This is a genomic window from Marinomonas sp. 63XJN7_9_ISO-PGPR-S23-217 (assembly GCF_056173515.1).
The window spans coordinates 1,574,374-1,593,162 of record NZ_CM149678.1; the positions used below are offsets into that span (position 1 = coordinate 1,574,374).

The 18,789-nt window shown below is 44.3% G+C and carries 19 protein-coding genes; 13 read left to right on the forward strand and 6 right to left on the reverse strand.

What is annotated here, in order from left to right:
* Positions 1-109: 109 nt before the first annotated feature.
* Both aguA and aguB read right to left on the reverse strand, forming a co-directional pair.
* Positions 110-1,237 carry an agmatine deiminase gene (gene aguA, locus AC0VYI_RS07290; RefSeq protein ID WP_475448312.1) on the reverse strand — a complete coding sequence of 376 codons (1,128 nt, stop codon included), beginning with the start codon at positions 1,235-1,237 and terminating at the stop codon, positions 110-112.
* Positions 1,238-1,385: 148 nt separating this feature from the next.
* Positions 1,386-2,273 (reverse strand): N-carbamoylputrescine amidase, encoded by an 888-nt coding sequence (aguB, locus tag AC0VYI_RS07295; RefSeq protein WP_199476131.1) that lies wholly within the window; start codon positions 2,271-2,273, stop codon positions 1,386-1,388.
* Positions 2,274-2,549: 276 nt separating this feature from the next.
* Between aguB and AC0VYI_RS07300 the strand changes: the two genes are divergently transcribed.
* The 5 genes from AC0VYI_RS07300 to AC0VYI_RS07320 all read left to right on the forward strand — a co-directional run bounded on the left by AC0VYI_RS07300 (position 2,550) and on the right by AC0VYI_RS07320 (position 7,541).
* The gene (locus tag AC0VYI_RS07300; RefSeq protein WP_199476132.1) at positions 2,550-3,848 is read left to right on the forward strand and encodes an NAD(P)/FAD-dependent oxidoreductase; all 1,299 of its coding nucleotides are present in this window, start codon (positions 2,550-2,552) and stop codon (positions 3,846-3,848) included.
* A 12-nt stretch (positions 3,849-3,860) separates the two neighbouring features.
* Positions 3,861-4,580, forward strand: coding sequence for a glutamine amidotransferase-related protein (locus AC0VYI_RS07305; protein ID WP_475448315.1), 720 nt, complete (start codon positions 3,861-3,863; stop codon positions 4,578-4,580).
* A gap of 497 nt (positions 4,581-5,077) precedes the next feature.
* Positions 5,078-5,332, forward strand: coding sequence for a hypothetical protein (locus AC0VYI_RS07310; protein WP_199476134.1), 255 nt, complete (start codon positions 5,078-5,080; stop codon positions 5,330-5,332).
* An 89-nt stretch (positions 5,333-5,421) separates the two neighbouring features.
* Complete coding sequence (locus tag AC0VYI_RS07315; protein ID WP_199476135.1) at positions 5,422-5,724, forward strand: hypothetical protein; 303 nt, start codon at positions 5,422-5,424, stop codon at positions 5,722-5,724.
* A 134-nt stretch (positions 5,725-5,858) separates the two neighbouring features.
* On the forward strand, positions 5,859-7,541 hold the full coding sequence (locus AC0VYI_RS07320; protein ID WP_475448317.1) for a diacylglycerol kinase family protein: 1,683 nt from the start codon (positions 5,859-5,861) through the stop codon (positions 7,539-7,541).
* A gap of 83 nt (positions 7,542-7,624) precedes the next feature.
* Here the strand turns inward: AC0VYI_RS07320 and AC0VYI_RS07325 are convergent, their stop codons facing one another.
* Positions 7,625-8,977 (reverse strand): sigma-54 interaction domain-containing protein, encoded by a 1,353-nt coding sequence (locus tag AC0VYI_RS07325; RefSeq protein WP_475448319.1) that lies wholly within the window; start codon positions 8,975-8,977, stop codon positions 7,625-7,627.
* A gap of 235 nt (positions 8,978-9,212) precedes the next feature.
* Between AC0VYI_RS07325 and AC0VYI_RS07330 the strand changes: the two genes are divergently transcribed.
* Positions 9,213-9,686: a hypothetical protein gene (locus tag AC0VYI_RS07330; RefSeq protein ID WP_199476138.1), complete on the forward strand. Its 474-nt coding sequence runs from the start codon at positions 9,213-9,215 to the stop codon at positions 9,684-9,686.
* Between the two features lie 157 nt (positions 9,687-9,843).
* Here the strand turns inward: AC0VYI_RS07330 and AC0VYI_RS07335 are convergent, their stop codons facing one another.
* Entirely contained in the window at positions 9,844-10,611 is a 768-nt protein-coding gene (locus tag AC0VYI_RS07335) for a hypothetical protein (protein WP_475448322.1), read from the reverse strand.
* Positions 10,612-11,103: 492 nt separating this feature from the next.
* Positions 11,104-11,868 (reverse strand): phosphoribosylformimino-5-aminoimidazole carboxamide ribotide isomerase, encoded by a 765-nt coding sequence (gene hisA / locus AC0VYI_RS07340; RefSeq protein WP_475448324.1) that lies wholly within the window; start codon positions 11,866-11,868, stop codon positions 11,104-11,106.
* A gap of 137 nt (positions 11,869-12,005) precedes the next feature.
* Here hisA and arfB point away from each other — a divergent pair, with 137 nt between their 5' ends.
* The 4 genes from arfB (at position 12,006) to AC0VYI_RS07360 (ending at position 14,580) form a co-directional block, all read left to right on the forward strand.
* A complete protein-coding gene (gene arfB / locus AC0VYI_RS07345) occupies positions 12,006-12,419 on the forward strand; it encodes an alternative ribosome rescue aminoacyl-tRNA hydrolase ArfB (protein ID WP_199476141.1) in 414 nt (137 codons plus the stop codon).
* Between the two features lie 82 nt (positions 12,420-12,501).
* Positions 12,502-13,395, forward strand: a complete 894-nt coding sequence (locus AC0VYI_RS07350) for a cation diffusion facilitator family transporter (protein WP_475448326.1) — start codon at positions 12,502-12,504, stop codon at positions 13,393-13,395.
* Positions 13,396-13,431: 36 nt separating this feature from the next.
* Complete coding sequence (locus AC0VYI_RS07355; protein WP_475448328.1) at positions 13,432-13,938, forward strand: GNAT family N-acetyltransferase; 507 nt, start codon at positions 13,432-13,434, stop codon at positions 13,936-13,938.
* Between the two features lie 231 nt (positions 13,939-14,169).
* Positions 14,170-14,580 (forward strand): GNAT family N-acetyltransferase, encoded by a 411-nt coding sequence (locus tag AC0VYI_RS07360; protein WP_475448330.1) that lies wholly within the window; start codon positions 14,170-14,172, stop codon positions 14,578-14,580.
* 101 nt (positions 14,581-14,681) lie between these two features.
* On the opposite strand, the gene AC0VYI_RS07365 is transcribed toward AC0VYI_RS07360, so the two are convergent.
* Positions 14,682-15,314 carry a glutathione S-transferase family protein gene (locus AC0VYI_RS07365; protein WP_475448332.1) on the reverse strand — a complete coding sequence of 211 codons (633 nt, stop codon included), beginning with the start codon at positions 15,312-15,314 and terminating at the stop codon, positions 14,682-14,684.
* 576 nt (positions 15,315-15,890) lie between these two features.
* Between AC0VYI_RS07365 and AC0VYI_RS07370 the strand changes: the two genes are divergently transcribed.
* From AC0VYI_RS07370 to cydX, 3 genes are all read left to right on the forward strand, one after another.
* Positions 15,891-17,468, forward strand: a complete 1,578-nt coding sequence (locus AC0VYI_RS07370; RefSeq protein WP_475448334.1) for a cytochrome ubiquinol oxidase subunit I — start codon at positions 15,891-15,893, stop codon at positions 17,466-17,468.
* Between the two features lies 1 nt (position 17,469).
* Positions 17,470-18,606 carry a cytochrome d ubiquinol oxidase subunit II gene (gene cydB, locus AC0VYI_RS07375; RefSeq protein ID WP_475448336.1) on the forward strand — a complete coding sequence of 379 codons (1,137 nt, stop codon included), beginning with the start codon at positions 17,470-17,472 and terminating at the stop codon, positions 18,604-18,606.
* Between the two features lie 69 nt (positions 18,607-18,675).
* Complete coding sequence (cydX, locus tag AC0VYI_RS07380) at positions 18,676-18,786, forward strand: cytochrome bd-I oxidase subunit CydX (protein WP_012069220.1); 111 nt, start codon at positions 18,676-18,678, stop codon at positions 18,784-18,786.
* Positions 18,787-18,789: the final 3 nt, after the last annotated feature.

The window sequence follows — 18,789 nt, forward strand, 5'->3', positions numbered from 1 at the left end:
GCCAATAATGGCTTAGGTATGATGATGATTTTATTAATAAAAAAAAGAAGTTTGCTGATGGTTAACTGACAAACTTCTTAACGAGATCAAACGAAAATATAACCTTAAATCAGCGCGTTAAGCGACTTGGAACCTGTTGTGTAATGCAATGTATGTTACCCCCTCCAAGTAACACTTCTCTCGCTGGAACCCCTATGATCTGATAATCAGGAAAGGCTTTCGTTAGAATATGTTTGGCTGTTGCGTCGTTATTTTCATCCAATAAAGGAAAGATGATCGCATGGTTAGTAATTAAAAAGTTGGCGTAGGATCCCCCCAAACGCTCTCCAGCTTTGCGTGCCATACCATCGCTTTGCATCATGGCGTTGTGTGAAGTGGGCTTTAATCCTTTGCTTTCTACCTCGCTCATATAGAGCGGGCCAGGCAGCGGCAGTTTAATGATTTCTATTGAACGGCCTTTGGCGTCTTTACTCTGGCTCAATATCTCATAAGCGGCATGGCTAATGGCATATTGAGGGTCGTTTTCGTCTTCGCACCACGTCAGCGTGACAACACCTGGGCGTACCACATGCAACAGATTATCAATATGTCCATTGGTTTCGTCGTTAAACAAACCCTGCTTGAGCCAGATGACTTTTTCGATATTTAAATAATCGGCTAAATAGGCTTCGATATCTTGTTTGCTTAAGTTAGGGTTGCGACTGGGGTGCAGTAGACACTCTTCCGTGGTATACACAGTGCCTTCACCATCACAATGGATGGAACCGCCTTCGAGAATAAAAGGTGCTTGATAGTAATCGTCACCTGTAATTGCCGCCATTTGTGGGGCGATGGCTTCGTCCAAATCCCAAGGCTTATACAAACCGTCCAGATCACCCCCCCATGCGTTGAAATGCCAACTAACGCCACGGCGTTCGCCTTGATCATTCACCACGTATGTGGCGCCAGTATCGCGCATCCAGCAATCATCATAGGGTATTTCAATGACGCGAATACCACCGTCTCCTAGTGCTTGATGGGCGGTAATAACATGTGACGCTGGTGCCAGTACGGTAACGGGTGTGGCCTGGGCGATGGCTTTAGCGATGGCAGTAAAGGTTTCTTGAGCGGGTTGACCTGACTCACGCCAGTTGTCTTCCCGTATTGGCCAAGCAAGCCAAACTTGGTCCTGTGGTTCGTGCTCGCCCGGCATACGAAAGCCGTCTTGTCTTGGTGTTGAGTTCAGCAACTTACTCATCGTTCGCCTCAGTCTTTGGGTCTGTTTTTATTGTATGTTAATGATCGTGTTATTAAGTCATTTATTACGAAAGTATAGCATTCCATCCAGCCGATCAAACACCTCAAAAAGAGGTGTTTGATCGGATCAAATGTCTTACAAAGCCTTGTTAGGATTTAGCAGGTGTGACGCCATCTAATGTTTGAATGGTATGATAAAGCGAAGGGCGACGATCTCGATATAGCCCCCACGCTTGACGTTGGAAGGCTAGCTGATCTAAGTCGAACTCATGTATTAATACCCCTTCCGTCGTACGATCCGCTTCGGCTACTTTTGCTCCCGTGCTGTCGGTGATGAAAGACGAGCCAAAGAAGGTTAATGACAAGTCACGATATTTCGCGGTTTCCGTACCAATTCGGTTGGACGCAATAACGGGTGTTTGGTTGGCGGCGGCATGCCCTTGCATCACTTGTTGCCAATGGGGCTGGCTGTCTAGTTCTGGCTGGCTTGGCTCACTGCCAATTGCTGTCGGGAAGAACAAGAGTTCAGCGCCTTGTAACGCCATGCAACGAGCGGTCTCTGGAAACCATTGATCCCAACAAATGCCAACACCGATTTTGGCATAGCGTGTGTTCCACACTTTAAAGCCTGTATCACCAGGGCTAAAGTAATATTTTTCTAAGTAGCCATCGCTGTCAGGGATATGTGTTTTGCGATACGTGCCCATTAGGCTACCGTCAGCATCAATCATAGCGACAGTGTTGTAGCGCACGTTGCCCGCTTTTTCGAACCAGCTAAATGGCAAAACTACTTCTAGCTCTTTGGCGAGCGCTGAAAAGCGTTTGAATGCCGTATTTTCCTCCAGCGTTGTAGCGAGAGCATGAAAAGACTCGCTGATTTCGATGCAAAAGTAAGGCGTTTCGAAAAGCTCTTGCAGCAAAATGATTTGAGCACCTTGTTGTGCCGCTTGTCTGACTAAGGCTTCAGCTTTGTTTAGATTCTCTTCAATGTTCCAAGAGCACGCCATTTGAGTGGCGGCAACGGTTACTTTTCTCATAACACTTCTCTTACAAGTTTTAGGGATGATTGCTCGCATCGCTTAATTATGGATACAGCGTATTGCTAAATAGCGATTTATAACACGTCTGTCTAGTGATTATGTATAACGATAACTTAGATTCGTAGCAAATTCAGCGAGAATTCAAGACGCCAGTAGAATTTACTAGGATTAAGCCGTCTAGCCATACCCCTGTTAGGGTATAGACTTTCCCGCTGTGCTACATTCAAATGGCGCTACTTTGACTGTTTTAATGTGTTTTGTGTGAGGCTATCTATGACCGTGTCCGACCAAGAAAATCCGTTACATACCACTTCATATTACGCGGCATCGGCACATGATAAGTCCATGCGTAGCGAGCTGATCGGTGAGCAATCTTGCGATGTGTGTATTGTCGGCGCTGGGTTCACTGGTATTTCAACGGCATTGCACCTTGCAGAGCAGGGGCTTAAGGTCATTGTGGTTGAAGGAAGCCGAATTGGCTTTGGGGCGTCTGGCCGAAACGGAGGCCAGCTTGTAAACAGTTATAGTCGAGATATTGATTTTATCAAGCATCACTATGGCGAGGTGGTTGGCGAGCAAATGGCGGCGATGGCATTTGAAGGTCAGCGCATTATTCGTGAGCGAGTGGCTACTTATGAGATTGATTGTGATTTAAAAGAAGGGGCCATCTTTGCCGCCTGTAATGACAAGCAGTTTAACGAACTGAAAGCGAAAAAGGCACTTTGGGAAGCTCATGGTCACGATCAACTGACTTTATTATCATCGAGCAGCATCCAAGAGCACATCGGCAGTGGCCGTTATGCCGGTGGGTTATTAGACCATTGGGGTGGACACGTGCATCCACTTAACCTAGTACTAGGCGAGGCCAAGGCATTTGAATCCTTAGGGGGCGTCATTTACGAAGGGTCGGCAGTGACGAAGGTAGTTGAAGGCGAGCTATGTCAGGTAACGACGGCAAAAGGGTCGGTTACCGCCAAGCAAGTAGTTGTGGCGGGCAATGCCTATTTAACGGGCATCCTGCCTGATGTTGAGAAAAAAGCCATGCCTTGTGGCACTCAAGTCATTGCGACTGAACCGCTTACCCCTGAGCAGCAAAAGGCCATTCTACCAACTGACCATTGTGTTGAAGACTGTAATTATTTGCTGGATTACTATCGGTTATCTGGGGATGGTCGATTGATTTACGGTGGTGGTACCACCTACGGTGCTCGGGAGCCCGATAAGGTAGAATCTTTAATTGTGCCGAAAATGCTTAAAACCTTTCCTGCGCTGCGGGATGTGAAAATAGATTATGCTTGGACGGGGAATTTTTTATTAACATTGAGACGCCTACCACAGGTAGGCCGTATTGGTAAAAACCTTTATTATGCGCAAGGTTATAGTGGACACGGCGTGACCAGCACACATCTTATGGGGAAAGTGTTAGCGGACGCATTGCAAGGTGATACGGAACGCTTTGATGTGTTTGCGGGATTACCACAGTATCCTTTCCCTGGTGGTCGGATGTTGCGTGTTCCTTATACTGCCCTCGGAGCGGCTTATTATGCCTTTCGAGATAAATTAGGTATTTAAAAAGGGGGTTGTATGAAAATAGGTATTCTTGCGACAGGTATTACTTCTGACGCTTTGTTACCAGAGTTTGGCTCATATGCCGAGATGTTTGTGACGTTACTAAAAGAGCAGGATGCCTCCTTTGAGTTTGAGACATTTGATGTACGTGACGATGTTTTCCCAGACTCAGCAGGTCAATGTGATGCTTGGCTCATTACGGGGTCTAAATCAAATGTTGATGAACGTCTTCCTTGGATGCTGAGATTAAATGATCTGATTCGCGACATTGACGCCAACAAGCAGCCTTTGGTTGGCATTTGCTTTGGTCATCAAATCATTGCTGATGCTTTGGGGGGGGAAGTTGCGCGGTTTGAAGGGGGATGGGGCGTCGGTATTCATCGTTATCAACGTGTTGGTCATGATGCTTATATCCCTGATCACGTGACCTCTTTTGCGATCTGCGCCATGCACCAGTATCAAGTGGTGGACAAGCCTGAGCGTGCGCGTGTGTTTGCTAAATCGGATTTTTGTGAATATGCTGGGTTGCTCTACGACAATCACATTTTTACCTTGCAAGGGCACCCTGAATTTAATAAAGCCTATGAGGTCGCTTTGATCGATATGCTAAAGGCAAACCCCATTCCAGATGCATTATCAGAGCAAGGCTTGCAAAGTGTGGAGAGCGAAACGCTGGATTCCCCTGCGGTTCTGAAATGGATTGCTGACTTTATAAAACAAGGCCAGCGCACCTAAATAAGTAATTTCTTCTCCCACCAGATGCTTGATCCTACTCTCTGGTGGGGCTTTTGAGTCTAACTTTTGCCCCTTTCTATTCTTTCTCTATCATGGTTTCTGTGAGAGTTGCTTCCTTGAGCGGATCATTGTCGTGAGTGGCCGATTCTTATTCGACCACTTGGTCACATTATTTGCGTCTTTACATTTCGCCGACGGAAACAGTTACTCATCGCTATTGTAAAAAGTACCTTTTATTGGGTGAGAAAAGTGACCACTAGATTTCTTTTTTAAAATAAAAAATATTTTGAAATCAATTGGTTGGTGATATTTTTTTGAAGTTGGCACAGCCTTCGCAATACTCTTCATCGAAAGCGATAAACAAGCAATGTCATTTGTGCCTGGTGTTAACAATGGTTTGGTATCACCAGTTTCAATTTTGCTTTTGCAAATGCGTTGGTACTTGTTTTTTTAAGGTTACTTTTTAGATAACTAAACCGAGAAATGGAGAGAGAACAATGAATATGAAACGTACATTATTGCAAGGTGCTTTTATTGTGATGACTGCAGCAACCTTGGCTGCGTGTCAAGGATCTAGCGACGGTGACGACGCCAAAGCGGCGGATCAAGCCCCATCGACTGAACAACAGTCTTTAAACAATGGTGGTGCGTCAACAGATTCGTCTACGTCTACCAGCTCTATTCCTGCTGCACCAGCGGCCAATGGCTCGACTTCTGGCGGTTCAACAGGTTCATCTAGTACGACGAACTAATGAGGGCGAGAGATCAAGAACATAAGCTCTTTCCTTATGAAAGAGCTTTTTTTTTAAATTAGTCTAAACTTTATTTACAAGGAGTTCTCATGAGCATTAAGCGTATTTTAATTCAAGGTGCACTCGTGGCAGTAACGGCAATGTCTATAACAGCCTGTAGCGATGATCACGATAGTGTGTCAAAAAATGATTCTGCGACGACAGACAATAAAGTAGAGCAAACCATTGATAAAGCCAGCGACCAGTTGAAAAAAACAGGTGACGCCTTAAGCGACAAAGCGCATGAGGCGGGTGAGGCGATTAATGATAAAGCAACCGATGCAGGGAATGCTGTCGAAGATGCCTGTGAAAAAGCAAAAGAAGGCATGAATGCAAAAGACTCTGATTGCTAGGGGGTGTTTTTGGGCAATCCCCCCAGCTCGTTAATGGCTAGGGGGTTCGCTCATAGGAGTAAATTCGTTATTGTGTATTATATGGCTGATGTTGCCAGTAAAAAGAACGATAAAACGATTGAAGGAGAGTGTGATTGTTTAAGCCAAATTATTATTTGCTTATCACAGCCGTTTTTGCTCTTTTGTGTATCCTTACCAATAACATGTATTTTAAATTAGCTTGGGCTTGGTTTGCCCTGTCTTTTTTTTGTGTCAGTCTTGCCTATCTTCTCAATAAGCCAGCCATCTTTAGAAAGCGTTCCGATGGTACGGTTCCTATTTATATTCGCTGGATTTTTTTACCTTTTTTGTGGAGTACTCAGCTGTATAACAGTTGGGCGCGTAATAACGATCCGGTGCCTGCATTGCAGAAAATCGACGAAGGTTTGTACTTAGCAAGACGCCTTTTTCCTTCTGATGTTCATGATATAAAAAACGAAAACATTGGTGCTGTTCTCGATGTGACCGCAGAGTTTAGTTCACTTAATTGGGTAACCTATCAAGGCGACATAGATTACCTGAATATTCCCATTTTAGATCATTCAGTACCGTCTGATTTACAGATCCAGCGAGCCTTAAACTGGATCCATACCCATCGTAAAAATGATCGCTCCGTAGTGATTCATTGTGCCCTAGGGCGTGGGCGTTCTGTATTTATGCTGGCGGCGTATTTGCTAAGTCAAAATGCGGATATGTCTCCAGATGATGTCATGCGAAAAATTCGTGGGATTCGCCAAACCGCGCGTCTCAATAAACGTCAGTTTAAGCGATTAAAACGTTCCTATAATCAAAAACTACTGAAGGTTCATAATACCGCTTGGTTGATCGCCAATCCGGTAGCAGGACGGCGTGAGTGGGAAGAAAAAAGGAGCGATATTCTCCGCTATTTATCGGCCTATTATGACCTCACGGTAAAAACGACGACGCCTGAGGTGAATGGGACCGCTTTGGCAAAAGAAGCCATTCAATATTCGCCTGATTTGGTTATTGCCTGTGGTGGTGATGGAACCGTGACTGAAGTCGCGAGTGCGCTGGTTGGCACCCATATTAAATTGGGCATTATACCATTAGGGACCGCGAACGCCTTTAATCAGGTGTTGTGTGGAACCTTGTCAAAAGTAGCGCCTCTTGAGACGGTTTGTTTGAACTTAATTGAAGGCTGCGAACTGCGTGTCGATACGGCAACATGCAATGACGAGTTGATGCTGTTGTTAGCAGGCGTAGGCTTTGAGCAACAAATGATTGAGAAAGCGGATCGCACTAAAAAGAATACCAGTGGACAATTTGCTTATCTGCAAGGCCTGTGGGAGGCAATTGGTCAAAATGAAATACATGACTTTTCTGTCACCCTTAATGATGATGAGCCCTTTGTGATTCGCACGCCAAGTTTAACCATTGCCAATGCCGCTCCGGTTACCACTTTGTTGGCACAAGGAAAAGGGTTGCCCAATATCATGGATGGCGAGCTAGATTTAACTTGGCTGGACCCTGAGCGTACTCAGATTCTTAATTTGGCAGAGTTGGCGCTTCTTGGTTTAGGGGACCGTCATGAAGACAGTGCTGCGCAAGAGGGTAATAATGGGGTTTTCCACCGCTCGGCTAAGCAGGTTAAAGTCGACATTAGCAGTGTCGGTCGTTATGTAATTGATGGAGAAGAACGAGAGGCTGATAGCATTGAGATTGTTGTCAATCCACAGTCACTGAGTGTGGTGGTGCCAGAAGATTTGATGCAACAAACAAGCGATTTGCATACAGCATCCTCGGCAGAGAACGCATAAGATGGTTGCTAATGATGTGTCGTTAAGGTGAATAAAAAACGGCGAACCCATTAGAGGTTCGCCATTTTTTATTAAGGCTAATGTTAAAGCTGACTAGCGGCGTTTTCGTACTTATCTAATTTGTTATAAAGCGTTTTAACGCTGATGCCAAGTTGCTGCGCAGTGTCAGTTTTATTGCCAAGGTTTTGTTTTAAGGTCTGGGTAATGGCTATTTTTTCCAAATCTTCCAGCTTCATGCCTTGTGGTATACAAGCCTCTATTTCAGATGATTTTTTCTGATAACCCCCATGAAGAACCAAGTCATCCGCTTCAATCACGTCGTCCGACATAATGTAAGCCCGTTCAATCGCATATTTGAGCTCTCGAACGTTACCAGGCCATGGGTACTGGCGAATTTTCGTTAAGCAAGAATCAGACAGTTGTTTGTGAGTGTTTTCTTGTTTATTACGATAGGTAAGAAAGTGTTGTGCTAACCCACAGGCATCATCGTCACGGTCCCGAAGAGGGGGCACATCAATGGGAAACTGCGCAAGACGAAAATATAAATCCTCGCGGAAAACCTCTTCTTCTATAGCCTCTTGTGGCGAACGGTTGGTGGCGGCAATGACTCGGACATCGGCCATTTTAATCGTTTGGCTACCGACCGGTTTATATTCACCACTTTCTAATACACGTAGGAGTTTTACCTGATACTCGTAGGGCATTTCGGTGATTTCATCTAAAAATAATGTCCCGCCCTTGGCTTGTTCAAACACGCCAATGTGGTCTTTATGAGCACCAGTAAAAGCCCCTTTCACATGACCAAATAACTCGCTATCGATCAGTTCTGGGCTTAACGCTCCGCAGTTGACCGCAACAAAGGGTTGATTAGAGCGTTCACTAAATACATGCAAACTGTTGGCGACAAGTTCTTTACCTGCACCACTTTCACCCACGATAAAGGCATTGGCTTTCGTGACAGCGACTTTGCGAATGGTACGGTACAAACTATGCATCGCACTGGAAGAACCTAGTAATAAGCAGAACTGATCCAAGTAACTGGTGCTGCTCTGTTGACGGTGTGTTCTCACCGACAGCTCTTTATAACTTTCTTCGAGGGACGCGTTGACCAGATCGTAGTTAAATGGCGCACGATAATGGAACCCCGCCCCTTTACTCATCAAATTATCGAGCATTGGGTCAGGCTCACCCTGACTAAAGAATAAAAACTCCACGCTTTGCAGTAATGAGCTGTTATCTAGATTAGCTAGAGCTTGATCTTTAAGGCTGTCTATCTCTATAAGGGCGATCTGACATCCAGATTCAGACAGTTGCTCCAACCAGGAGTCCGTTTGGTTGCTGATGGACAATTCGAATTGTCGAACACCAGACAACCCCAGTAGCGCTGAGGCCAATAATGGATCACGTGTGTGCATAAAAAGCTTTGGTGATGGCATATACCTCTCCTTGAAAATGGTAAGGTCGCGAGCTTGTAAAGCTGACATGCGAACCTGTAATTTCTTCCGATTACTGTTAGTAAAATCGTTAGCAAAATATCGCTTATCGATAATATAAGCCCATAGAATCACAGCTTTGGTAAGTTGGCATAGCCTTTGTAAGAGACTTTTCATAAAACCTAGTTGTTATTTGTGTTATTTACACAAAACAAACCATTTGTTGATGGGAGTAACAATGAAAACGAGTGAAGCGAAAGACGATGGAAGTCCGTTAATCAGTGATGCCTGCCTAGTATGGGATATCTTTTCGATCAGTTACGATGGCGGCTATGCAAATGCAAAAGTACAGGGCCGAGTCGCCAATACAGTTGAGCAACATGTGTTTCAAATGGTAGCGAATCAGTATCTTGCGTTATCGGAAAAACTGTTAGTCTGTTTAGGGGAGTTACCGAAAGACAGTGGTAGTATGAACCCAGAAGCTGGCTATATTGGCAAAGCCTATTTGCATGCTATTAAGGCATCAGACAAAAATCTTCCGAATCGAATCATGAGTATTAACCGACAGGCACTGAAACGCATCAAACGTTTAGTGACAAAACTCAAAGATCGTTTATTTGCGCTGCGGATTAGTGAGTTTTTAGCGAGCATTCAAATGACGCTGGATCAGGTGAGCCATCGACGACAACAAGCCGGTTTGGTTTGTGGCTAGAACCGTCGACATGTTTCAAGTGTCCTGACAGCCGCAAAGTGCCTAAAGTAAATCAATTGCTAAGGCAAAAAACGCAACTAGAGCAAACAAACCATAAAAACGCCTCTATTGATAACATTTTTATGGAATGGCTGCCCTAAGTGTTAGAACCGTGAGATTAATTCTGACTAGACGTCACCACACTGTAATCCAACTCGCCTTTGATTTTGCCACCGTCTTCTGAAGTATTGACATCGAAAGGGACTGTACTTTTGTCAGAGAACGGTTTCACCACACTGATGACTTGGCCATTCACCAAAATCTGGTAACGTTCTGAGTAGGTGATTTTGATGTCTTCAGAATGTTTTGTATCAAATAAAATACTGTCTTTTAAACGAATCATACGGCTTTCGCCTCTGACCCATTGACCAATGAGTGGTTGCGTCATGAAGTTGCCTTTCGGCAAAGAGATATCCGCTTTGTGAATGAATATTTTTAGCAAGTCGCCTCTTTTAGGCGCGTTTTTACGTTGTTCAACCAAGGCATCAAGAGCACTTAATTTTGCGGCCGTTTGCTTGTTGTACGCAATAACATCCTGTTCTGCATTGGCAATAGCGTCTGCAGAAGTCAGGGTGCTGATATTAACTTGTGGCTCGTCGGGAGCAATACCTGCTCGAACACGGAGTTCGTCATATTGTTTCTTCGCGGTGTTTAATAACGCATCCAGTTTTTCTTTTTGCTCTTTAAACGTTTTTACTTTTGTCGCTGTGTTATTGCTTGCTGTTTTTTCTGTCGTTTTTTGTGTTGATTGCTCTGTCGTCTTATCTGTCTGTTCTGTTTTAGCCGTCTGCTCGCCTTTAGCGTGTGTCATGTCTTTTAAAAATGGCGTTGAGCAGGCGCTGAGTAATAGTGGCAAAATTAATACGCCAGCACGAAGTAGTAACATCGTATAATCCTGAGATTAGAGTTTAAAATAATGGCTGCTAGTATGCGGTATGCTAGTGCCCATGTCGAGATGCGTAGAAAATCAGGATACGCACCAGTTTTTTTATCAAATTCTTTTCATCCTGTGCACCTATGTTGATTTGATTGGTTTCGGACAGCGCCAACCTTAAAACAACATTTTTAGTTTATAGCCCAGTGCAAGGCTTTAATGTAATGGCCTTTGTCTAGAATATAGAAAGACCTTGAGTGTATCTGAAAAAGAAATGCTTTTACCGTCTAGAAATTGTAATGAAATACTGTAACATATTAATTTGCTAATTTCTTGCACAAAGTGTCGATGCAAAGCATATTGCTGGTTTTCTACATATTTTTTGCAACTTGTGGGTTCGCCATTGAATGCAGCGATTGATAAAGAACCATTAGCTTATAAAGACAACATCTTTTGGATGTTGTCTTATGTCCGTTTCATCAAAGTCGATTGTTAAATCGCCTGTCACGCGGAGTGTGCTTGGTTCCATAGGATGCAAGCGTCCAACGTTACACCTTGGCCACCAAAAATATCCAAGGCACTGCCAATGGTTAAATCGACAATCCCATTTGACAGTTCATTAACGCGTTTTAAGTCTTCTAAAGAGCGAGCACCGCCAGCGTAAGTGACGGCCACTGGGCAGCCTTGTCCGAGCAGGGCAACCAACTCTTCATCAATTCCCGCCTGTAAGCCTTCTACGTCAGCAGCATGAATAAGAAATTCGTCGCAATGATCTGCAAGCTCTATCAAGCTTTCGTGGGTCACTGGCATGGAAGTAATGGTTTGCCAGCGGTCTGTGGCAATATACCAACCGTCTTCTGTGCGACGACAGCTTAGGTCTAATACTAAGCGATCCACACCGGTTTCACGTTTGATTTTATCGAGTCGATCCCATGAAAACTCCTTATCCTTAAAAAGATAAGAGGTCACGATAACATGGGATGCGCCTGCTTCTAGATACTCAGCAGCATTGCGAGCTGTCACACCACCACCAAATTGTAAGCCACCAGGATAAGTGCGAAGTGCGCTCAATGCTTCGTCGTGGTTACCCTTACCAAGCGCGATGACATGACCTCCAGTGAGCCCATGTTCGCGATAAAGGGCTGCATAATACGCCGCATTATATTCGCTGATAAAGTTCTCTTTAGCGCCTTTGTCATTTAGGCTACCACCGACGATTTGCTTTACTTTGCCTTGGTGTAGATCAATACAAGGACGAAATTGAGTCACAAAAAAGCTCCTAATGGTTCGAAATAAGAGTGGGATTGTAACCGATAATTTACCCAGAAACGATGCACCAAAGCAAACAGTCTGTAAGACTGATACAATGGCGTTCCACAGTTAATAAAGCAAGATCATTTATTTTTATGTTAAAACTTTCCCTAGCGGTGACCATTCCTGATCATGAAATCGAATTGACCGCGATTCGAGCGCAGGGAGCGGGCGGTCAAAATGTGAATAAAGTGTCTTCTGCCATTCACCTGCGATTTAACGTCGCAAGCTCTTCTTTACCAGAATTTCATAAAGAGCGTTTATTATCAATCAGTGACTCTCGACTAACGAAAGAGGGGGATATTGTCATAAAAGCACAACAATATCGTACTCAAGAACTAAACCGTGAAGATGCTTTAATGCGCTTAAAGGCGCTGATTTTGGACGCGATTAAACAACAAAAAGCGCGTCGTCCCACGAAACCAAGCCGCTCGGCTCAGAAAAAACGCCTAGATGTAAAAAAACAAAAAGGACAAGTTAAAAGACTGCGCCGTTCTAATTGGGATTGAGTGAACGAAATGGTTTTCTCAAGCTTTGCTTTCCTATAAGTTAGAAGGCAATAGATCTCATTTATTTGCCACAAGAGGTTATATGAGTCACGACCATAGTCATCATGTTAGTCATTATAACCGTGCGTTTGCTATCGGTATTGCGCTCAATGTTTTTTTTACAGCCATTGAATTTCTCTACGGTTTTGCCGCCGATTCTTTAGCCTTGATTGCGGATGCTGGACATAACTTAAGCGATGTATTGAGTCTATTGTTGGCTTGGGGAGCGAGCGTATTAGGCAAAAAAGCAGCGACCGAAAAGCGCACTTACGGTTTTCGAAAAGTCACCGTGATGGCGTCTTTGATTAGCGCAGTGATGCTATTGGCCGCATTGGGTATTATTGCTTGGGAAGCCATCGCTCGTTTCTCTCATCCGGCGCCGGTTGCTAGTGTGACCATGATGGTTGTTGCCGCTATTGGTGTGGTGATCAACACCGTGACAGCGCTGCTATTTATGGGAGATCACCATCACGACCTGAATATCAAAGGAGCATTTTTGCACATGGCGGCTGATGCGGCCGTTTCGTTAGGCGTGGTGATTGCGGGGGCACTTATTTGGTGGAAAGGGTGGTTATGGGTCGACCCTGTGATCAGCCTACTAATTGTCGCTATCATATTCATCGGAACATGGGGGCTGCTAAAAGACTCCATGAATTACACGCTAGATGCGGTGCCAGATAAAATCGACATGCCTGCATTGCGGCGTTATCTAGAAAATTTACCTGAAGTCGCTCGTATTCACGATTTACACGTGTGGCCATTAAGCACCACGGAAGTGGCTTTAACCGTGCATTTAGTTGTGAAAGACGTGACCCCAGAGGGATTCTTACACCACATACAACACCATCTGCACGATGAGTTTTCAATCGAACATGCCACCATTCAAATAGAAAATGAAGCGGACGAGGCGAACTGCGCTTTAGAACATCCTCACTGAAGATGGGGCTTAGCTTAAAAATATAAGAAGTTGTTAATGATGATTCCAACAATTGAAACAGAACGTTTATTATTGGTGCCTCCCAGCATTGAGTGCGTTGAAGCATATAATGCGTTTTATACCAATGGTGAAGCTTCTAAAGCTTATGGCGGACCAATCTCCAGTGGTAAGGCGTTGGGGCGTTTAAAAGAAGACTTGGGCGGTTGGTATATTGATGGCTTTGGTGTTTGGGCGATCAAAGAAAAAGAGTCCGCAACCATTGTTGGTGTATGTGGTTTTTGGCAAGGATTAGGTTGGCCAAGAGAGCTGACTTGGTGGTTACTGCCAACCTCAAGAGGTAAAGGGTATGCCAAAGAAGCATCCATCGCCGCCGTTGCCCATGCTTATAACGAGTTTGCTTGGCATGAAGTGGAAACCTATATGCATGATTCAAATGAGAGTGCGAGGGCTTTGGTCGAGCGTTTGGGAGGCGTTAAATCAAGGCGAAGTCAATTTCCAGATGGGCTGAGTCGTGATATTTATACCTTTCCAAAGGCATCTTAGTGACCGTATTCGTTATCCCGCCGCACAGTCGTGAGATCCATGGGCTAGCGACTAACCAAGTTCCTTCCCCTTATTTAAGGGGAAGGCTAGGATGGGGTTTTATGATGTCAAATTGACTCTTTCAGCTTGCATCACCATCATCTACGCGATCCCGCACAGTCGTGAGATCCATGGGTTAGTAGAAAGCGAAGTGTTTAGAACATCCCATTGAATTGGTAAAAGGATAAATTGATGAGTTACGACGTTCGTAATGAAATTCCAAGTGTAAAAGACTATATCGACATACGACTTCAAGCAGGTCTATCCAGAAAATCGGTTGAGGCCGCAACCATAGGTTTAAAAAACAGCCTTTTTGGCGTTGTTGTGTACTCTAATAACCTGCCAATCGGTATTGGAAGAGTGATTGGTGATGGGGGATGCTTCTTTGAAATCACTGACATGGCGGTTTTACCAGAGCATCAGCATCAGGGTGTTGGTTCTTTAATTATGAAGGCGCTGGTGAATTGGTTACATAAAAACGCACCAACGACGGCCTATGTGAGTCTGATGGCTGACCATGGCACACCAGAATTTTATGAAAAATTTGGTTTTACCAAGGCAACAATGCCGACCTCTTCTGGTATGTACATGCGCATACTATAAATTTAGCTACAGTGAGAACCAAAAAAGCCCGTCATACGATGGGCTTTCTTATGTCTGTTCTATTTTTCTTTCTAAGCCATGATAAGGCAAAAAATGCTAGGTTAAGCGTTTGGGTTTTTCGCGCTTGGGCCAGCTAACGCCATGGCTTTTTGGTAGGCTGGACGAGCGGAAACACGCTCGACATAGGCTTGCACATGGTCTAACCCTTCTAAGGTTTTGCCACCAAAAAGAGGAAAGGTGGTTAGATCGAACATGATAAGAATGTCTGAGCAGGTGAGTTCGTTGCCTACCAAAAATTCAGAGGTCGCTAAGTGATTGTTTAAATGCTGGTAGTAGCTGTCTTCACGACGTTGGAGGATTTTCGCAAAGCCAGATTCCGCACCTTCCCCACCAAGGCCGCTTTTGCCAAAAAACACGGACAACAAGTGGTTATGATACTGCATCCAGTAAAGGTAATCAGGGTACAACACATTGTCAGGTGCAATGCAAAGTTTGCCTTGTGCGTAACGTTGGCAAATATATTCTACGATGGCGTTAGAATCGGTCAGCACGAGGTCACCGTCCGTGATAACGGGCGCGGTAGCGGTGGGATGCAGTGCAAGGTACTCTTTAGGTGCTCCTCCTGTTTTAGGATCCCGGTCATACCATGTCAGTTTATATGGCAAGCCAAGCTCTTCCATTAGCCAAACAATGCGGTCAGATTGGGAAACACCCAAATGATGGATGGTGATCATAGTACAGTCCTCTATGTGTAATGGCGCTTTTGAAGATGAATTCACTTGTTAACGGGCGACATAAAAGCGCATGAATGACAGATTCGGTTAGTCATGTGTCAGCGCATGGTACACCAGAACTTTATGAGAAATTTGCTTTTACAAAGGAAAAAATACCGACGTCTCTAAGTTGTCATTGGCGATGTGTTTGACAGTGTCTATTTTGTGTCAGTTTTTCTGTCTTCTGCTTCTCTTTTAAAAAAGTGTTTGTTCCAATATAGGGAGGTTTGCGTTGGAATAGGTGAAAAATTGGCCTTTCTTGCAGCAGTAAAGGGTTTGCAAAACAATCAATTAATGAAACTTCGTATTTTTTTGATCTATGTCTATAAACGGCGCTCTTGTGCACTCCATTTCTTTTCGGTCTCTTTATATTGATCTAACGCAATGTTTCGCAATTATGGCTAACCTATAATCCGTCCTTATAGTAAGTACCAAATGTTTGGTGCTACGGTGGGCGTATCACAATAAGAGCATGTTCTAAGGATAAAGTGCCGGTATTCGCCTTTTTCTCAATCAAGTGAATGGGTTGAAGTCATTATGATTAATGAAACTGTAGTGGACTTATCGCGGTTCCAGTTTGCTCTAACTGCTTTGTACCACTTTTTGTTTGTTCCTTTAACATTGGGGATGTCTTTCTTACTTGCCATTATGGAGTCCGTTTACGTGCTCACAGGAAAGCAAGTGTACAAGGACATGGTGAAATTTTGGGGTAAGTTGTTTGGCATAAACTTCGCTCTTGGGGTATCAACCGGTCTCACTATGGAGTTCCAGTTTGGTACTAACTGGTCTTATTACTCGCACTATGTGGGTGATATTTTCGGTGCGCCTTTGGCGATTGAAGGTCTGATGGCTTTCTTCCTAGAATCAACGTTGGTTGGTTTGTTCTTCTTTGGTTGGGATCGCTTAAGCAAAGGCAAACACTTGGCTGTTACCTGGTTGGTTGCTATAGGTTCTAACTTATCAGCTTTATGGATTCTTATAGCGAATGGTTGGATGCAAAACCCAGTCGGCTCTGTGTTTAACTACGAAACCATGCGTATGGAGTTGGTGGATTTCAGCGCCTTGTTGTTTAACCCTGTTGCCCAAGTGAAATTTGTCCACACCGTCTCTGCTGGTTACTGTACGGGTGCCATGTTTGTACTGGTGATTTCGGCTTACTACATGCTTAAAGGTCGTGACCTAGCCTTTGCTCGCCGTTCTTTTGCCATTGCATCTGCTTTTGGCTTGGCGTCTGTACTCAGTGTCATTGTCTTAGGTGACGAGTCTGGTTATGAATTAGGTGACGTTCAAAAAGTAAAATTAGCAGCGGTTGAAGCCGAATGGGATACTCAAAAAGCCCCAGCAGATTTTACCTTGATTGGTTTTCCTAATCAGAAGCTAGGTGAAACAGAATACGCTATCAAAATTCCTGGTGTTCTTGGCCTTATCGCAACTCGCTCTCTTACAGGTAAAGTGGAGGGGATTAGTGAGCTTAAAGCGCATAACCGTCAACGTATTATCAATGGTATCTACGCAAATCAGTTGCTAGAGAAATTACGTAGCGGCTCTACCGATCCACTTGTCAAAGAAAACTTCGAAAAAGTGAAAGGAGATCTAGGTTACGGTCTATTAGTGAAAGCCTTTACTAATGACATGAACCATGTGACTTCTAAGCAAATTGATGAAGCGGTGAACTACAGTATTCCAAATGTTGCGCCTATCTTCTTCTCTTTCCGCATCATGGTGGCATGTGGCTTCATTATGTTGATTGTCTTTGCGGCATCTTTCTACCAAAACGCGCGTCGTCGTATCGGCCAGAATCGTTTGTTCTTACGGATTGTAATGTGTTGTTTGCCATTGCCCTGGATTGCCTGTGAAACAGGTTGGTTTGTGGCTGAGTATGGCCGTCAACCTTGGGCGATTGGTGAAATTTTACCGGTTAATTTGGCTGCGTCAGGTTTGACAGAGACCGATCTTTGGATCTCGATTGTGGCAATCATCGCTTTGTACACCTCTTTCCTGATCGCAGAAATGTTCTTGATGATTCGTTTCTCCAAAAAAGGTCCTTCTAGTCTGCATACCGGTCGTTACGCACTAGAGAAAGAAACCGATCAGTTACAAGCTAAGGAGTTGTAAGATGGATTACGAACTATTAAAAATCATTTGGTGGGTATTGATGGGCGTATTGCTGATCGGCTTCTCTATCGCCGACGGCTATGACATGGGGGTAGGGAGTCTTTTAAACATCATTACCCGCGATGACAGTGAACGTCGTGTGATGATCAACTCCATTGCTCCTCACTGGGATGGTAACCAAGTATGGTTTATTACTGCAGGCGGTGCGTTATTTGCTGCATGGCCTGTAGTATACGCCACCTCCTTCTCAGGGTTTTACTTCGCGATGATTCTGACATTGGCGGCGCTTTGGTTCCGTCCAATCGGCTTCGATTATCGCTCTAAAATCGAGACACCACGTTGGAGAAGAAACTGGGACTTTGGTATCGGCTTTGGTTCCACTGTGCCACCGATTATTTTCGGTGTAGCATTCGGTAACTTGCTTCAAGGTGTGCCATTCCAGTTTGATGAATACCTACGTGTTGATTACACAGGTTCTTTCTTTGCCTTGTTGAACCCCTTTGCCATCTTATGTGGTTTGGTCAGCTTGATGATGATCATGACCCAAGGCGGTTCTTGGTTGCTCATGAAAACAGAGGGCGATTTGCTGCGTCGAGTGAGCAAAGCGACCACTATTACTGCAATACTTGGGGCTGTGTTCTTTGTATTGGCTGGTATTTGGCTAGCGTATGATATTAAAGGTTATGTTCTTACTAGCGCTATTAATGGTAACGAAGTTCTGACTCCTTTAATGAAAACAGCAAAAGTGGAAACAGGCGCATGGTTGCTTAACTACAGTAAAGTGCCTCTATTGATGTTGGCTCCCGTGATTGGCGTATTGGGTCTGCTAGTGGCTGCGTTTGCAAGTCGCATGAAAAAAGGTGGTTTGGCTTTCCTCGGCTCTTCATTAGGGATTGCGGGTATTATTTTCACAGCGGGTGGTTCTATGTTCCCGTTCTTAATGCCTTCTTCTACTTTCCCAAGTATGAGTTTGACTGTGTGGGACGCCACTTCTAGCCAATATACTATGGAAATTATGTTTGTTGTGGCGTGTATCTTTGTACCTATCATTTTGTGTTACACCTTATGGAGCCATTTAGTGATGTTTGGCCGCTTAAGCAAAGAACACATTGAGAAGAACAAACACTCTCTCTACTAGTAGTGTAGATTAAGACTAATTCATCATACGTGAGGTGCAGCCTACTGCACCTCATAAAGGAGAAACATTATGTGGTATTTTGCTTGGGTTTTAGGTGTGTTACTCGCCTGTTCATTCGGCATTATTAATGCGGTTTGGTTAGAGTTTAAAGGTTACGAAGGCGAAGAGGAGCAAAAGTAAGCC

What these genes read in the sequence shown, in the direction of transcription:
- aguA (WP_475448312.1), bottom strand. Translation starts at nt 1,237, where the DNA reads ATGAGTAAGTTGCTGAACTCAACACCAAGACAAGACGGCTTTCGTATG.
- aguB (WP_199476131.1), bottom strand. Translation starts at nt 2,273, where the DNA reads ATGAGAAAAGTAACCGTTGCCGCCACTCAAATGGCGTGCTCTTGGAAC.
- AC0VYI_RS07300 (WP_199476132.1), top strand. Translation starts at nt 2,550, where the DNA reads ATGACCGTGTCCGACCAAGAAAATCCGTTACATACCACTTCATATTAC.
- AC0VYI_RS07305 (WP_475448315.1), top strand. Translation starts at nt 3,861, where the DNA reads ATGAAAATAGGTATTCTTGCGACAGGTATTACTTCTGACGCTTTGTTA.
- AC0VYI_RS07310 (WP_199476134.1), top strand. Translation starts at nt 5,078, where the DNA reads ATGAATATGAAACGTACATTATTGCAAGGTGCTTTTATTGTGATGACT.
- AC0VYI_RS07315 (WP_199476135.1), top strand. Translation starts at nt 5,422, where the DNA reads ATGAGCATTAAGCGTATTTTAATTCAAGGTGCACTCGTGGCAGTAACG.
- AC0VYI_RS07325 (WP_475448319.1), bottom strand. Translation starts at nt 8,977, where the DNA reads ATGCCATCACCAAAGCTTTTTATGCACACACGTGATCCATTATTGGCC.
- AC0VYI_RS07330 (WP_199476138.1), top strand. Translation starts at nt 9,213, where the DNA reads ATGAAAACGAGTGAAGCGAAAGACGATGGAAGTCCGTTAATCAGTGAT.
- AC0VYI_RS07335 (WP_475448322.1), bottom strand. Translation starts at nt 10,611, where the DNA reads ATGTTACTACTTCGTGCTGGCGTATTAATTTTGCCACTATTACTCAGC.
- arfB (WP_199476141.1), top strand. Translation starts at nt 12,006, where the DNA reads ATGTTAAAACTTTCCCTAGCGGTGACCATTCCTGATCATGAAATCGAA.
- AC0VYI_RS07350 (WP_475448326.1), top strand. Translation starts at nt 12,502, where the DNA reads ATGAGTCACGACCATAGTCATCATGTTAGTCATTATAACCGTGCGTTT.
- AC0VYI_RS07355 (WP_475448328.1), top strand. Translation starts at nt 13,432, where the DNA reads ATGATGATTCCAACAATTGAAACAGAACGTTTATTATTGGTGCCTCCC.
- AC0VYI_RS07360 (WP_475448330.1), top strand. Translation starts at nt 14,170, where the DNA reads ATGAGTTACGACGTTCGTAATGAAATTCCAAGTGTAAAAGACTATATC.
- AC0VYI_RS07365 (WP_475448332.1), bottom strand. Translation starts at nt 15,314, where the DNA reads ATGATCACCATCCATCATTTGGGTGTTTCCCAATCTGACCGCATTGTT.
- AC0VYI_RS07370 (WP_475448334.1), top strand. Translation starts at nt 15,891, where the DNA reads ATGATTAATGAAACTGTAGTGGACTTATCGCGGTTCCAGTTTGCTCTA.
- cydB (WP_475448336.1), top strand. Translation starts at nt 17,470, where the DNA reads ATGGATTACGAACTATTAAAAATCATTTGGTGGGTATTGATGGGCGTA.
- cydX (WP_012069220.1), top strand. Translation starts at nt 18,676, where the DNA reads ATGTGGTATTTTGCTTGGGTTTTAGGTGTGTTACTCGCCTGTTCATTC.